At 69.8% G+C, this 13,251-nt stretch carries 11 protein-coding genes; 5 read left to right on the forward strand and 6 right to left on the reverse strand.

The features are described 5' to 3' along the window. Positions 1–22: 22 nt before the first annotated feature. A complete protein-coding gene (locus tag AC1DW0_RS03930; RefSeq protein WP_477944982.1) occupies positions 23–778 on the reverse strand; it encodes a tRNA-uridine aminocarboxypropyltransferase in 756 nt (251 codons plus the stop codon). A 178-nt stretch (positions 779–956) separates the two neighbouring features. On the opposite strand from AC1DW0_RS03930, the gene AC1DW0_RS03935 reads away from it, so the two are divergent. The 3 genes from AC1DW0_RS03935 to AC1DW0_RS03945 are packed head-to-tail and all read left to right on the forward strand — an operon-like array spanning position 957 to position 4,352. Then, complete coding sequence (locus AC1DW0_RS03935; RefSeq protein ID WP_477944983.1) at positions 957–3,062, forward strand: dockerin type I domain-containing protein; 2,106 nt, start codon at positions 957–959, stop codon at positions 3,060–3,062. A 40-nt stretch (positions 3,063–3,102) separates the two neighbouring features. Next, entirely contained in the window at positions 3,103–3,690 is a 588-nt protein-coding gene (locus tag AC1DW0_RS03940) for a cohesin domain-containing protein (protein WP_477944984.1), read from the forward strand. 35 nt (positions 3,691–3,725) lie between these two features. After that, positions 3,726–4,352, forward strand: a complete 627-nt coding sequence (locus tag AC1DW0_RS03945) for a response regulator (protein WP_457323327.1) — start codon at positions 3,726–3,728, stop codon at positions 4,350–4,352. Here AC1DW0_RS03945 and AC1DW0_RS03950 read toward each other — a convergent pair. Together AC1DW0_RS03950 and AC1DW0_RS03955 are read right to left on the reverse strand one after the other, a co-directional pair. Continuing rightward, positions 4,338–6,068, reverse strand: a complete 1,731-nt coding sequence (locus AC1DW0_RS03950; RefSeq protein WP_477944985.1) for an ATP-binding response regulator — start codon at positions 6,066–6,068, stop codon at positions 4,338–4,340. The two genes, AC1DW0_RS03945 and AC1DW0_RS03950, sit on opposite strands and share 15 nt — an antisense overlap. 89 nt (positions 6,069–6,157) lie before the next feature. Continuing rightward, positions 6,158–7,063: an AraC family transcriptional regulator gene (locus AC1DW0_RS03955; RefSeq protein WP_477944986.1), complete on the reverse strand. Its 906-nt coding sequence runs from the start codon at positions 7,061–7,063 to the stop codon at positions 6,158–6,160. A 235-nt stretch (positions 7,064–7,298) separates the two neighbouring features. Between AC1DW0_RS03955 and AC1DW0_RS03960 the strand changes: the two genes are divergently transcribed. Both AC1DW0_RS03960 and AC1DW0_RS03965 read left to right on the forward strand, forming a co-directional pair. Beyond that, the gene (locus tag AC1DW0_RS03960) at positions 7,299–8,069 is read left to right on the forward strand and encodes an SDR family NAD(P)-dependent oxidoreductase (protein WP_457351946.1); all 771 of its coding nucleotides are present in this window, start codon (positions 7,299–7,301) and stop codon (positions 8,067–8,069) included. Positions 8,070–8,197: 128 nt separating this feature from the next. After that, positions 8,198–11,056 carry a helix-turn-helix transcriptional regulator gene (locus tag AC1DW0_RS03965; RefSeq protein ID WP_477944987.1) on the forward strand — a complete coding sequence of 953 codons (2,859 nt, stop codon included), beginning with the start codon at positions 8,198–8,200 and terminating at the stop codon, positions 11,054–11,056. A 9-nt stretch (positions 11,057–11,065) separates the two neighbouring features. Here the strand turns inward: AC1DW0_RS03965 and AC1DW0_RS03970 are convergent, their stop codons facing one another. From AC1DW0_RS03970 to AC1DW0_RS03980, 3 genes are read right to left on the reverse strand one after another with little or no spacing between them, the layout of a single operon-like run. After that, positions 11,066–11,620: an alpha/beta hydrolase gene (locus AC1DW0_RS03970; RefSeq protein ID WP_477944988.1), complete on the reverse strand. Its 555-nt coding sequence runs from the start codon at positions 11,618–11,620 to the stop codon at positions 11,066–11,068. A 51-nt stretch (positions 11,621–11,671) separates the two neighbouring features. Beyond that, positions 11,672–12,556 (reverse strand): DMT family transporter, encoded by an 885-nt coding sequence (locus tag AC1DW0_RS03975; RefSeq protein WP_477944989.1) that lies wholly within the window; start codon positions 12,554–12,556, stop codon positions 11,672–11,674. Continuing rightward, a complete protein-coding gene (locus AC1DW0_RS03980; RefSeq protein ID WP_477944990.1) occupies positions 12,553–13,152 on the reverse strand; it encodes a class I SAM-dependent DNA methyltransferase in 600 nt (199 codons plus the stop codon). The genes AC1DW0_RS03975 and AC1DW0_RS03980 overlap by 4 nt, the downstream gene beginning before the upstream one ends. Positions 13,153–13,251 lie beyond the last annotated feature (99 nt).

Genomic DNA, 13,251 nt, shown 5'->3' on the forward strand with positions numbered 1-13,251 from the left:
CTTCGCCATGGCGCACATGCTGTCAGGCGGCGCGCACTGGCTGCTGAGCCCTCACCTCTTCCAAACGCTGATGCGCCGCGCCTTCCCAGGCGATGGGCAGCTGGTTCTTGGCCTGGAGGTAGTGATGCGTGAAGACGCCCAGGTACGCGTCAAGCGTCTTGCCGGCGGCCTCGTCACCCGCCAGGTTCAGGCACTGCGCGGCCACCTCGCTGGTGCAGAAATGGTCGCTGCAACGTGACCGGCGCAGCCTGTATTGCGAGGCCTCGGCGGGCGCCAGGCTGAGCACCGGCATGGAGTTCAGGTAGGGGCTTCGGCTGAACATCTTGCGCGCCTCGGACCAGGTGCCGTCCAGCAGGATGAACAGCGGGCGCTTGGCTGCTCCGTCCTGGCCCGCGACGTGCGGCCGAACGGCATGCACCACACGCTCCGGCGCGGCGTACTGGCCCGGGAAGACGACGTAGGGATCCCAGGCCGGCTCGCTCAACAGGGCCAGGAGCGCGGGGTCGGGCTCGGTTCGCGACCAGCCGAAGGCGAAGGTGTCTGCGACGGTATCCGCGATCAGCCAACCGGTGTTGGTGGGCTTCAGCGGCTCGATGTCGGCCATCAGCAGGCACACCGCGGCGCGCGTGTTCACCGACGGGCGCAAGGCGCACATGCAGTGCGTGGAGACCAGCCGGCAGCCTTCGCAGCGCTCGCGCTTGAAGCCGCCGCGAGCCGAGAACGGCTTGGTGGCACTCGCCAGGCGCGCGGCGCGCAGAAGGGATACGGCATGAGACATGCGCGGATTGTCGGAGCACTGCTCATCCAAACGGATGCCCCCATCCCATCCGTCTGTCGGCTGTGCAACCCGGGTGGTGCTTCCTAGACTGCCCTGCAACGAGTGGATTGCGAGCGGGCCAAAGCCGGTGACGCGGCGGATGGGCGGCCAGCCCGATCCAGTTGACAGGGAGATTTCCATGCTGACTTCCTCGATTGCGCGTAGCGGTCGACGCCTTGCCGCGCTGCTGGCGCTGGCCGGGGCCGCACTGTGCTGCCCCGCCCCCGCGCTGGCCCACAACGACGGCGCCTACTGGCACGACTCCGGGCCCGCGGCGCACAACCCCCAGTGGATGCTGACCCTCGGCGCCACGAAGAAGCTCACCGAGCTGTCCCTGCCGGGTACGCATGACAGCGGAACCTTCCACGGTGTAGGCGGCCCCATCGCGCAGACGCAGACCATGACCATCCGGGAGCAGCTGGATTCGGGCATCCGTTATCTGGACATCCGGCTCAAGTACTACGACCTCCTTGCGCTTCAAGACTGCAACCAGTATTACCAATCGTCGAACTGCGCGCTGCTGGTGTTTCACGGCGGTGTCGACATGTTCCTGCCTTTCGAGAGCGGCGTACTGCAGCCGACCGTCGCCTTCCTGAAAAGCAACCCGTCGGAACTGGTCATCATGAGCGTCGTCATGGAGACGGCCGACTGCAAATGCGACCCAGCGCCTGCGCTCGACGCATTGCTGGAGCAACCCGCCGTCATCGATGGCGTGGCCACAGGTCAAAAGTATGCGGACTATCTGCTGCCCGCCACTTGCCCGGGTCCGGCCACATTGACCTTGGGCCCGGTGCCCCCGCTCAATTCGAAACCCGATCCGAACTCGTGTGACGCACGCGGCAAGGTCCTGCTGACCCACCAATACATGGGTCCGCTGTCCACCCGCCACTACTACCGGCCCATCATTTCGATGGGATACACGGCCGTGCTGTTCGACAAACTCCGCAGCAATCTGGACCTCTATCACCGGCTCTGGCTGCCCGTCAAAAGCCATCTGGCAGACGCAGCCAATATCACCGGCACCAGCCAGCTCTACTACGTTGGCAGTGGTGGCTCTGACGGCGGGTTTCCCTATTTCTTCGCCAGCGGCCATTCCAGCGCCGAGACGGGTGCCCCGCGCCTGTCGACCGGGCTGGTGGACGGCGCCACCGCCGACGCATTCACCTTTCCCGACTTCCCGCGCACCGCCTGCGCCCTCGGCCTGTGCACCATTTCCTACGAGGGCATGAACACGCTGATCGCGGACTATGTGATGCGTCCGCAGTTCCACCTCCCCGGCAGCCGCATCGGCATCATCCGCGCGGACTTCCCAGGGTCGCGCTTCATCACGGCGGTAGCCAGCGTGAACGCAGGCGTCACCTTCAACCGCCCGACCTTCGGCTACACCCTGGTGACCTCGGACAGCCGGCCCTACACCCCCGGTACCTGGACCAACCGGCAGGTCGTCATCACGCCCCAGTGCGACGTCGTCTGCATCGGCAATCGAGCGGTCGTGTCGGAGGACACGCCCAACGGCTTCAGCTACACCCTGACGGGCGGTGGCTACAGCGTCAGCTTCACGACCAGCCCCGTCAGGGTCGACCTGAAGCCGCCGACCATCAAGGCAGCCGCGACGACGCAACCGGGCGCAGCGGGCTGGTACACCGGCGACGTGGTCGTGCGCTTCACTTGCGCCGACACGGGCGGCTCGGGCGTCGCGGTCTGCCCCGACGACCTGGTCCTGAGCAAGCAGGGCACCGTGTCCTCCGGCTCGAAGTACGCCGTCGATGTCGCGGGCAACAAGAGCGACAGCAGCAACATCGTCACGGTCAAGATCGACAAGACACCCCCCGCCGTCGTCTACCGCGGCAACCTGGGCTCGTACGCGCCGGGGCAGAGCGTCGATATCACGTGCGAGGCCATGGACAAGGAGTCCGGCGTGGCGTCGACCAACTGTGCCGATATTCGCGGCCTGGCGTCTTCTTTCGGCCCGGGCAGCCACCGCTACAGCGCCATCGCCGCCGACGTCGCCGGCAACACGGGCATGGGTGCGGCCACCTTCACCGTCGTGGCGTTGCCGGGCGATGTGAACTTCGACGGCGCCATCGACTGCCGCGACCAGGCCGTCGTCAAGGCCTCGTTCGGCAAGCGCGCCGGCATGCCCGGATTCGACGCGAGAGCGGACGTGAACGGCGACGGCGTGGTCGACATCCGGGACCTGGCGTTCATCGCGCAAAAGCTTGCCGCGGGCACGACCTGCCCCTGAGCGGCCGTCAACGAACTGCATTCGATCCAAGGAGAGAGAGATGACGAAACTGACTTGCCTGTGGGGGATGGTGCTGGCGCTGCTGGCTGCGCCCGCGTCGGCGACGACCCTGTCCTTCGCTGCCCCCGCGCCAGCCGTGCAGGTGGGCGACACCTTCACGCTGGACGTGCTCGTTGCGGACGCACCGGACCTGTACGCCTTCCAGTTCGACATCGCCTTCGACCCGGCGATCGTGCAGGCCAACACGGTGCTGGAAGGCGACTTCCTGTCCGCCGGCGGCCGGACGACGTTCTTCCTGCCCGGCACCATCGACAACAGCGCCGGCACGGTGTCATTCACGGCCAACACCCTGGCCGGGCCCGGGCCGGGCGTCAGCGGCGACGGCCTCGTCGTGCACCTGTCGTTCCACGCGCTAGCCGTGGGACAAAGTAGCCTGTCGTTCGGGAACGTCGTGCTGCTCGATTCGGCGCTGATGGAGCTCGCCACGACGCACATGGGTGGCGCCATCAGCGTTGCCAGCGTGCCGGAGCCGGCGTCCGTCGCCCTGTTCGGCATCGGGCTGGCCGCCCTCACGGCGGGCGCTCGGCGGCGAGGGCGGCACACGTTGCCGAATCCAGCCCGAACCTGACCCGAACGCCGCGTTTGACGGCATGATGGCGCGGCATGACCGCGCCATTGCACCTCCTTATCGTCGACGACCACCCTGTCGTTCGGGTCGGCATGGCGCAGCTGCTGCGCACGCAGCGCGAGGGCTGCGAGGTGAGCGAAGCCGACAGCCTGCCCGCCGCGCAGGCACTGCTGGCACGCCGGCCCGACGTGGCCCTCGTCGTGCTCGACGTGCACCTGCCTGGACTCGCGCCGTTGCAGGCCCTCCAGCAGCTGCGCGCCGAGTGGCCGCTGCTGCCGGTGCTGCTGATGTCGGCCGACAGCGACCCGCTGCTGGCCATGCGCGCCCTCGACGGTGGCGCCGCCGGCTGGCTACCCAAGAGCGCCGACGTGGGTGTGCTTTTCGGCGCACTGGAGCTGGTGCTGGCCGGCGGCTGCTACCTGCCACCCTTCCTGCTGCAGCGCAGCACCGACCTGCCCGACGAAGCGCTCACGCAGCGCCAGGCCGAGGTGCTGGCCGAGCTGGTGAAGGGCCGCAGCAACAAGGAGATCGCGCGCGAGCTGGGCATGGGTGAGCCGACGGTCAAGGGTCATCTGGTGACGATCTTTCGCATCCTGCGCGTGCGCAACCGCGCCGAGGCCGCGCTGGCCGGGCAGGCGCGGCTGGCCTCAATGCGGTTCTGAGGGCGGTTCGGCATTCGGTTCTGAGGGCGCGCTGAGCCAGGCGCGCAGCGCCGCCGCCGGCAGTGGCTTGCGCGCCGGCTGCACGCGCAGCGCACGCAAGGCCTTCGCGCTCATCGGCAGGGTCTCGCCGCTGATCAGCAGGGCCGGCAGCCTGTCGCCGAACGCCTCGCGCAAGGCCTCGATGGCGCTCAGCCCATCGCCTTGCGCGAGCCGCCAATCGCTGATGAGGCGCTGCGGCCGGGCACCGGCCGCGCGCAGGCGCGCCAGCAGCGGCGCCACCGCGGCTTCGGCCCAGACCTCGCAGCCCCAGGTGCGCAGCAGGGTCACGGTGGCCTCGCGCACCGCTTCGTCGTCCTCCACCAGCGCCACACAGCGGCCCTGCAGCGGCTGCCCCTGCGGCACGGTGCGAGGCTCGGTCAGCAGGCGGGGCTCGTCCTCGGGCAGGCTCACGGCGAAGCAGCTGCCGTGACCCAGGCGGCTGCGCAGGTCCACCGGATGGTCCAGCAGCCGGGCCAGCCGCGCGACGATGGCCAGGCCCAGGCCGTGGCCGCGGCGCCGGTCGCGCCCCGGGTTGGCGAGCTGCACGAACTCCTGGAAGATGCGCTCGTGGTGCTCGGGCGCGATGCCCGGGCCGGTGTCCCAGACGGCGACCTGCACACGGCCCGCACGCTGCCGCGCCGCCAGCAGCACGCCGCCGTGCACGGTGTGCGTGAGCGCGTTGGACAGCAGGTTGCGCAACAGGCGTTCGAGCTGCTGTGCGTCGCTGCGCACCCACAGCGCCGTCGGGCGCAGCCGCCACTGCAAGCCCTTGGCTTCGGCCAGCACCGCGTATTCGGTGGAGAGGCGCTCGAACAAGGGTTGCAGCGGCAGCGAGCGGCACTGCGGCTGCAAGGCGCCGCTGTCCAAGCGCGACACGTCGAGCAGGTTTTCCACCAGCCCGTCCAGCGCCTGCGCCATGGCCTGCAACTGCTCCGCCGTCTGCGCCGCACGCCGGCCCTGCAGCTCGTGCGCGGCCTGTGCGGCCAGCAAGCCCAGCGCATGCACGGGTTGACGCAGGTCATGGCTGGCGGCGGCCAGGAAGCGCGTCTGCGCTTCGCGCGCAGCCTGGGCCTGGGCCAGCAAGGCCTCGCGCTCGAAGCGCAGCGCGTGGCTCTCGCGCAGCAGTCGGGTGTGGCGCAAAGTCAGCGCCATCGCCAGGGCCACGGCCGACAGCACCAGCAAGGCGTTGTAGGCGCCGCTCCAACTGCCGAGCGACAGGAAGAGCGTGATCAGTGCCACGGCGACGGGAGCGATCAGCATCACGAAGGCGCGCGGTTGCGGCGCCATCACGTTGATGCTGGCCACGCAGGTGATGCAGGCCAGCATGGCGGCGTACATCTGGGTGGCAGCCTGCCGCGCGTCGAAAGCCATCACCAGCGCCAGCGCCCAGAGTGCACCGGTGAGCAGCGCACCCAGCTCGGCGCGGCGCTCCCACGGTGCGGGGTCAGCGGCTTGCGGCAGCTGCGCCACCTGTAGCTTCCACAGCACGCGCAACACGATCAGCGCTGTAAATGCCGCGCCCCAGGCCAGCAGCGCCGGCAGCGCCACCCGGTCGATCTGCGTGCCCACATGCAACAGCACCAGCAGCGCCGCCGCCACCAGGCTCACGCCGCTCTGGGCGTAGAACAACAGCAGCATCGCGCGGCGCGTACGTTCGTCCAGGGGATGGGGCAGCATGCCCCGCATCATGCCCAGCGGCGCGCGCGTTGCCAGCCCTCCGAACGGATAGGCTGCAATCCTTGGATGTGTCGGGCAGGACGGCCGCTTCAGGCGGGCAGCGATCCCGCACCCGCGCCCATCGCCCGCAGCCCCAGCCGCAGCTTGTCCCGCCCGGGCGGCGCGCCGAACAAGCGGCTGTACTCGCGGCTGAACTGCGAGGGGCTGTCGTAGCCGACGCTGTAGCCGATGGCCGCGACGTCGCCGGCGTCCGCCAGGATGCGTGCCCGCGCCTCTTGCAGCCGGATCAGCTTCTGGTACTGCAACGGGCTCATGGTCGTCGCGCCGCGGAAGTGGCGGTGAAAGGACGACTCGCTCATGGCCACCATGTCGGCCAGCATCGGGATGGAAATGGCTTCGGCGTGATGGCTGCGAATGAAGCGGATGGCCCGCCCGATCTGCGACAGCCGGCTGTCGGCCAGGCCGATCTGCCGCACCATGGCGCCCTGCGCGCCGTGCAGCAGCCGCCACACCAGCTCGCGCTCCACCAGCGGGCCCAGCACGGCGGCGTCGCGCGGCGAGTCCTTCAGCCGCAGCAGGCGCACCACGGTGTCCAGCAGGTCCTCGGGCGCGTCGCTGACCGCAAAGCCGGCGGGTTCGCTCGCGGCCACTTCCGCGGGGTCCATCTCCAGCAGCAGGGAGGAGATGGTTGCCAGCTGCAGCGTCAAGCCCGCGGCCAGGTAGGGAAGTTCGGGGCTGGCTTGGATCACGCAGCCGGCGATGGGCAGGTCCACGCTCACCACGAGAAACTGGCCCTCGCGGTACTCGAACATCTCGTCGCCCAGCATGGCGCGCTTGGCGCCCTGCGCCACGACCACGAAGGTCGGCTCCAGCACCACGTGCTGGAGCTCGGTCGGCGCCTCGGCCGCCACCGCGAACACGTCGCCTGCATTGCGATCACCCTTTGAGGTGGCGTGGCGCTTGATCAGCCTTTGCAATTCTTCGAGTGAGCCCATGGCGCAACCGTACCCGCTGCGCCCGTGCGGCTCAAGAGGCGCGCGAACGAACCGCTCAGGAATGACTGGATCGTGCAAGAGCTTGGCGGTTTTGGGCTATCGATCCTGGGGCGGCCGCCCGGCTCGGTTCGAGCGGGCCGCACGATGGGCGAATCGTGCAATCACATGACCGGAATCGACTGCTCAAAATGGGCGCCGGCCGATTCAATGCGGGCCTTCGCGCAAGGAGGTCCACATGACGATGCAAGGCAACACCATTCTCGTCGCCGGCGGCACCCGTGGCATCGGCCGCGGCCTGGCCGAACTGCTGTGCCGGCTGGGCAACGAGGTCATCATCTTCGGCGGCGAGCCTGGCGCCGCTCAGGCCGTCGCGCGCGCCAACCCCCGCATGCGGGCCATCGACCTGGATCTGACCAACCCCTGGAGCGTCGCTGGCTTCTGCGAGCAGATCGCCGCGACTTGGGCCCACCTGAACATGCTCGTCAACATCTCGATCGCCTTCCCGGTGAGGGATCTGCCGGGCTTGCATGCGCTGCTCGACGCTGACGACAGCGACGAGAAGCTGGAAGCCCATCAGCTGGGCGTCCAGCAGCTGACCGGCGCGCTGTTGCCTCACTTTCGCAAGCGAGCGCGCAGCTCGGTCTTGAACGTCGCCGCAGGACCGATGCTGGCGCTGCCGAATGCACGGCGAGGAAGGCGCGTGGACGGCCTGGTCGTCGAGACCGGCCTGCCAGCCTGCGCCATGTCGGTCAGAAAGCGCTGGGCCAGCGCCTGCATCGACGTGACCGACGTCGCCCTTCCGTCACGCGCGGAGCGCATGAGCCCGGCGCATGCCTCCCGGCCCCACGGCGTGCCCCGGGCCGAGTTCATCTCCAGCGTGGCTCACCTGCTCGCCGAAGGCCTGCACGAAGCGGCTGCCCTGTCACGGTTGCGAGCCCTCTGGCCGGCGGCCCAGCCCGCGACGCAAAAGTCCCGGGACGACGATCTGGTCTCGGAATACCACTGAATCAGCACGGCACGATTCGACGCCGTATTCGGACACACCATCGGGATAATGGCCGCGGCGCCGCCCGCGACAACCGAGACCTGGGCAGGCGTCCCTCCCAAAGCGTGAAGCGTCTCTTGAGTCCCCTGATGGTCGGTCGCGACAGCGAGCTAGATGTGCTCGCGGACGCGTTCGCCGACGCCTGCGCGGGAACGGTGCGCACCGTCGTGATCAGCGCAGAGGGTGGTGGCGGCAAGAGCCGGCTGATCCGGGAAGCAACCGAGCGCCTCGGCCGCCAGTCCCTGGTCCTGAGCGGCTGGTGTGTCGAGCAAAGCGAGCCGGGGCTGCCGTTCGCGCCCTTCGTCTCGGCCGTGCGGCGCCTGGTGCAGCTGCGCGGCGTTGCCGAGATCGTCACGCTCGTGGGGCATTCCGGCGCGCGCGAACTGGCACGGCTGCTGCCCGAGCTGGGGCCGGCACCATCGGAAGGCGACCCCGGCATGGCGCGCTCGCGGCTGTTCGAGTCATTGCGCCTGCTGCTCCAGAGTCTGGCCGCCCAGGCCCCGGTGGTGCTGGTGCTGGAAGACCTGCATTGGGCCGATCGCGCGACGCGCGACCTCCTCGCCTATCTGGCTCGCAACCTGCAAGGCACCCGCCTGCTGCTGGTCGCGTCGTACCGGACCGAGGCGCTGGCAGGAGCGCATCCGCTGCGTGGCGGATTGGCGGAGCTGGCCCGGATTGAAGGGGTGACCCCGCTCGCCCTGCCGCGCCTGTCGCGCACCGACGTGGCGCTGCACCTGAGCGCCATGCTGGGCCATGAGCCGGCACCCGATGTCGTCAACGCCGTCCACACCCGCGGCGGTGGCGTGCCGCTGTTCACCGAAGCCCTGGTCACGCCGGAGGGTGCCGTGCGAACCCAGCTGCAGGGTTCGCTGCGCGATCTGCTGCTTGGCGCGGTGAACGAGTTGCCGGAACGGGCACGCGAAGTCCTGCACGCGATGGCGGTGGGTGGCCTTCGCGTCAGGCATCGGCTGCTGGCCGCCGTCGTCGGCGCCGATGGCCTGGATGCAGCGCTCCGCGCCGCAGTCACATCGCATGTCGTCATCGCGGCCGACGCGGAGGGCTACGCCTTCCGCCATGCCTTGATTCAGGAGGCGATTGGCGGCGACCTGCTGCCCGGCGAGCGACAGCGCCTGCATCGCGCCTACGCCGAGGCCCTCGAGGCCGACCCGTCGCTGGGCGCCGACGCCTGGGTGGCGGCCAGCATCGCCTTGCACTGGCGCGCGGCAGACGACCCGGCCCGGGCGCTCAACGCGGCCTGGCAGGCCGCGCGCGAGGCCACCGCCCGCCTGGCCTATGCCGAGCAGTTGACGATGCTCGAACATGCACTCGACCTGTGGCCCCGCGTCGAGCCGACGCAGCGCCCGCAAGGCATCGATCGGGCGCAGCTGCTGGAGGCCGCGGCCGATGCCGCCTGCTGGGCCGTTGAGACCGAGCGTGGGCAGCGCATCGTCGAAGCGGGCCTCGCAGAACTCGATCCGGTGACCGACGGCGAGCGCATCGCCGCGCTGTTGCTCGAGCGCGCCATGATGCGCCAGCAGAGCCTGCATGCGGGCGAGCTGGCCGACCTTCGCGAGGCACTGCGTCTTGCCCCGGGGCCGACGCGCACACGGGCGGCGGCGCTCGGCCAGATCTGCCGTGCGCTGGCCCTGCACGGTCGCGCCAACGAGATACAAGCGCTGGCGGACGAGTTGGACGCGTTGGCGATGCGGCTCGGCGAGGCCGAGTGGACGGTCGAGGCCCTGGTGTCCGGTGCACTCGCCCGGCCTGTCGGCGACATGGCCGCGATGACGCGGCTTGAACGCGCCTTGGGTGAAGCGCAGGCCGGCGCTTCAGGGCGTGTGGAGATGATCGCCCGCGTCGCGATGGTCGACCTGCTCGATGCGCGCGGCGAGCACGCGGCGGCGGTCGAGGCGGCAGGCATGGCCTGGCAGCGGGCACGCCAGCTCGGCCAGGCCCGCTATATGGGCGCGTCCGTCGCCCAGCTTCTTGCGCGTGCGCTGATGGCCGTCGGGCGCTGGGACGACGCGATCGACCTGATTGCAGAGGCTCGCGAACTCGATCCCTCGCCTCTGGGCAGCCTGCAGTTGTCGCAGGTGGATGGCCTCATCGCGGCCGGCAGAGGCAATCTGGCCGTGGCAGAGCGCGCCTTGAAAGCCCTGACCGCCGCCGGAGAGAGTCCGCAGGACGCGCCTCGCCGCGCCGCCGCACAGCGCCAGCTGTCGATGGCGATCGCCCTGCTTCAAGGCGACACGGCCGCCGCCGTCGAGGCCGGCCATGGCATCGGGGCGCTCAGGGGCTGGCTGCCGCCACGACTGCTCTGGCCGCTGATCGCCCATGCGTGGCGCGCCTGCATCGGGTCGGGCCGTGCCGATGCGCTGCGCGATTTGCTCGTGGAATCGTCCGAGCATCTGGCCAAGCCCGGCCCGGTGGAGCGGGCTTGCGCCCTGACATCGCTGGCCGAGCGCAGCCGCCTGGGCGGCGGTTCGGATGCGGTCGCCTGGGGCGCCGCGGTCGCGGCCTGGCAGGAGATCGGCAACCTTCCATGGCTGGCCTATGCGCTGATGCGCCAGGGTTCCGCGTGGCTTGCCGCCGGCCAACGTGGCGAAGCCACCGCAGCGCTGCGGCGCGCGGCGCAGCTCGCGCGGCAACTGGGCGCCGAGCCCTTGATCGCGCAACTCGCCACCGTGGCCAACCGGGGCAGGGTCGAGCTCTGGCCGGACGAGGGCGGTGCGCCCTCAGCCTCGCCCCAGGGCCTGACGGCGCGCGAAGTCGAGGTGTTGACGCTGCTGGTCGAGGGCCGCTCGAACCGGGAGATCGCCGCGGCGCTGTTCATCAGCGTGAAGACGGCGAGCGTGCATGTGTCGAACATCCTGGCCAAGCTCGAGGTGCCGTCGCGAGGCGCCGCTGCGGCGGCCGCGCACCGGCTCGGCCTGGTCAGCGCCGTGTGAGGCCGCCGGCTACAGCGACCTGATGTCGGCGATCAGTTCGGGGAATGCCTTCGCAGAGAAGGAATGGCCGCGATCGGTGAAGGCACGTGAGGTCGCGCCCGGGAGTTTTTCGGCCCACCGGGCCAGGTGCGAGAAGGGAACCCATTCGTCGTCCGCGCTGTGATACAGCACGATCGCGCCCATGCTGGGCACGGTCGCGGCGAAATCGACGGGCAGCGCGAAGTCGTCGCCACCCCATTCGCCATCGGCGCATTTGTAGGGCGTGGCGATGAGGAACAGCCCGGCCAGCGACAGGTCCCGGCGCTCCTCGGCCAGGTACTTCAGCACCGCGGCACCGCCCAGGGAATGCGCCACCACGATGCTCGGGTCGCCGGAGTTTTTCAGCTCGGCCGCCATCTCGTCCTTCCATGTCTTGTAGACCACGTTCTCCAGCCCGAAGAACTTGGGATAGCGGACTGCATGATCGGGCGCGATGGCGTTCTTCAGATAGCTCGCCAAGGCCTGGTCTTCGGCGTGCGCGCCTTCGCCCGCGCCTTGCACAAACAAGATGTCGTGGTTCTGCATTCACTTGTCTCCGGGGTTGACTGGGCGTGATGGATCGTTGGGTATGGCGGCCTAGCCGTTGGCGGGCGACGCGGTCGCCATGCTGCGCGGCCCGCGCGAGGTGGCCAGCCAGGAGCCGCAGAGGATGAGGGCGAAGGCGATGAGGATGCGGCCCTCGAGCGGCTCGCCGAGCAGTGCCACGCCCGCGGCGACAGCCACGGCTGGCGACGCGTAGGTGATCACGACAGCCCGCTCCGAGCCGATCTCGCGTATCAGCAGGAAGAAGGCCGCGAAGGCAACCGCCGTGCAGGCGATGCCCAGCGCGACGATCGCGATGGTGGCCTGGGTGCTGGGCCAGGCGGCGGGCCAGCTGCCCAGGGCCGGGGCCAGATAGGCCAGCGCCGTGATGGCAAGGCATGCCGTCGTCATCGGGATCGCGGGCGCTTCGCCGAGCCAGCGCGCCGCGATCATCGAACCGCCCGCATAGCAGGCGGCGGCGAGCAGCACCTCGAGCACGGACAGCCGATCACCGCCGAGTGCCGGCAGCGCCAACACCGCAACGCCCGCAAGCCCGCACAGCAGGCCGGCGAGGCGGCCTGCACCGAGGCGGTCGTGATCGCGGCGCATTCGATTCAGCGCCACCGTGATGATGGGCGTGGCCGCCACCAGCAAGCCGGCCATCGAACTGCTGATGTGCAGCTCGCCATGCACGATCAAACCCTGGGGAACGATCATCTCGACGACCGCGAAGGCGAGGATGGGGCGCCAGTGCGCCCGCAGCGCCGCCAGACCGGAGCCGCGTAGCGCAAATGGCAGCAGCACCGCCGCCCCCAGCGCCGTGCGGGCAAAGACGATGAAGGGCACCGGCACCTCCGCGACGGCCACCTTGATCAGCAGATAGGGCATGCCCCAGAGCACGCTGAGCATGATGAACAGGGCGAGGCCGCGCCGGCTCATGGCGCCCTCCTGGCCAGGAAAGTGACCCAGTCGTTGCCGTCGCCGCCGACGCTCAGGGCCTGCCACGCGACCGACAGACCGGCCGCGGCGAAGCGCTCGCCGGTCCAGCACACGGTGTGCCAATCGCCGTCCGTCTCGCCTTCGCCCTCGCGCATCGCGACCAGGAAAGCCCCGCCGGGCTTCAGGGCCGCGTGGATCTTGCGCAGCACGGCATCGATCTGCTCGCGGTCGACGTAGATCAGCACCCCCATGGCGAGCACGCCGTCATAGGGCCCGCCGAGCTCGTCGGTGATGACATTCAACAGGTCGGCCGCCTTGCCGCGCTCCGCCATCAGGTCCAGGAAGGCTTGCGCGGCGTCGCTGCGCCGGACGACCGCGCCGAGCGCCTCGACGAAGTCCGCGTCGCGCCCCGGGCCGGAACCGATCTCCAGCACCGACCCGCCGGGCGGCAGGCAGTGCACCAGACGCTGCAGCGCCTCCTGGATGTGCGGCGGGCGCTCGGCGTCGACGAGCGTGTCGTACTGGCGCGCATACGCTTCGTAGGACTGCACGGTACGCCGCGTGTTTGCCATGGCGTTGGCGGTCGGCTTGGGCATCGCTTCCTCTTGCGGTGATCGATGCCCTCCAGTCTGGGTCTAAGGCATGCCAACGCTCATGGGGCGAAATGCCTAGGCGCCGCTGCCGCGCAGGCTAGG

The sequence above is a fragment of the Roseateles sp. P4_D2 genome (assembly GCF_056401875.1).

Excerpts from the sequence above, each read along its gene's own strand:
- AC1DW0_RS03955 (WP_477944986.1), bottom strand. The coding sequence starts at position 7,063 with ATGGGCTCACTCGAAGAATTGCAAAGGCTGATCAAGCGCCACGCCACC.
- AC1DW0_RS03950 (WP_477944985.1), bottom strand. The coding sequence starts at position 6,068 with ATGCTGCCCCATCCCCTGGACGAACGTACGCGCCGCGCGATGCTGCTG.
- AC1DW0_RS03945 (WP_457323327.1), top strand. The coding sequence starts at position 3,726 with ATGACCGCGCCATTGCACCTCCTTATCGTCGACGACCACCCTGTCGTT.
- AC1DW0_RS03960 (WP_457351946.1), top strand. The coding sequence starts at position 7,299 with ATGACGATGCAAGGCAACACCATTCTCGTCGCCGGCGGCACCCGTGGC.
- AC1DW0_RS03980 (WP_477944990.1), bottom strand. The coding sequence starts at position 13,152 with ATGCCCAAGCCGACCGCCAACGCCATGGCAAACACGCGGCGTACCGTG.
- AC1DW0_RS03940 (WP_477944984.1), top strand. The coding sequence starts at position 3,103 with ATGACGAAACTGACTTGCCTGTGGGGGATGGTGCTGGCGCTGCTGGCT.
- AC1DW0_RS03965 (WP_477944987.1), top strand. The coding sequence starts at position 8,198 with ATGGTCGGTCGCGACAGCGAGCTAGATGTGCTCGCGGACGCGTTCGCC.
- AC1DW0_RS03975 (WP_477944989.1), bottom strand. The coding sequence starts at position 12,556 with ATGAGCCGGCGCGGCCTCGCCCTGTTCATCATGCTCAGCGTGCTCTGG.
- AC1DW0_RS03970 (WP_477944988.1), bottom strand. The coding sequence starts at position 11,620 with ATGCAGAACCACGACATCTTGTTTGTGCAAGGCGCGGGCGAAGGCGCG.
- AC1DW0_RS03935 (WP_477944983.1), top strand. The coding sequence starts at position 957 with ATGCTGACTTCCTCGATTGCGCGTAGCGGTCGACGCCTTGCCGCGCTG.
- AC1DW0_RS03930 (WP_477944982.1), bottom strand. The coding sequence starts at position 778 with ATGTCTCATGCCGTATCCCTTCTGCGCGCCGCGCGCCTGGCGAGTGCC.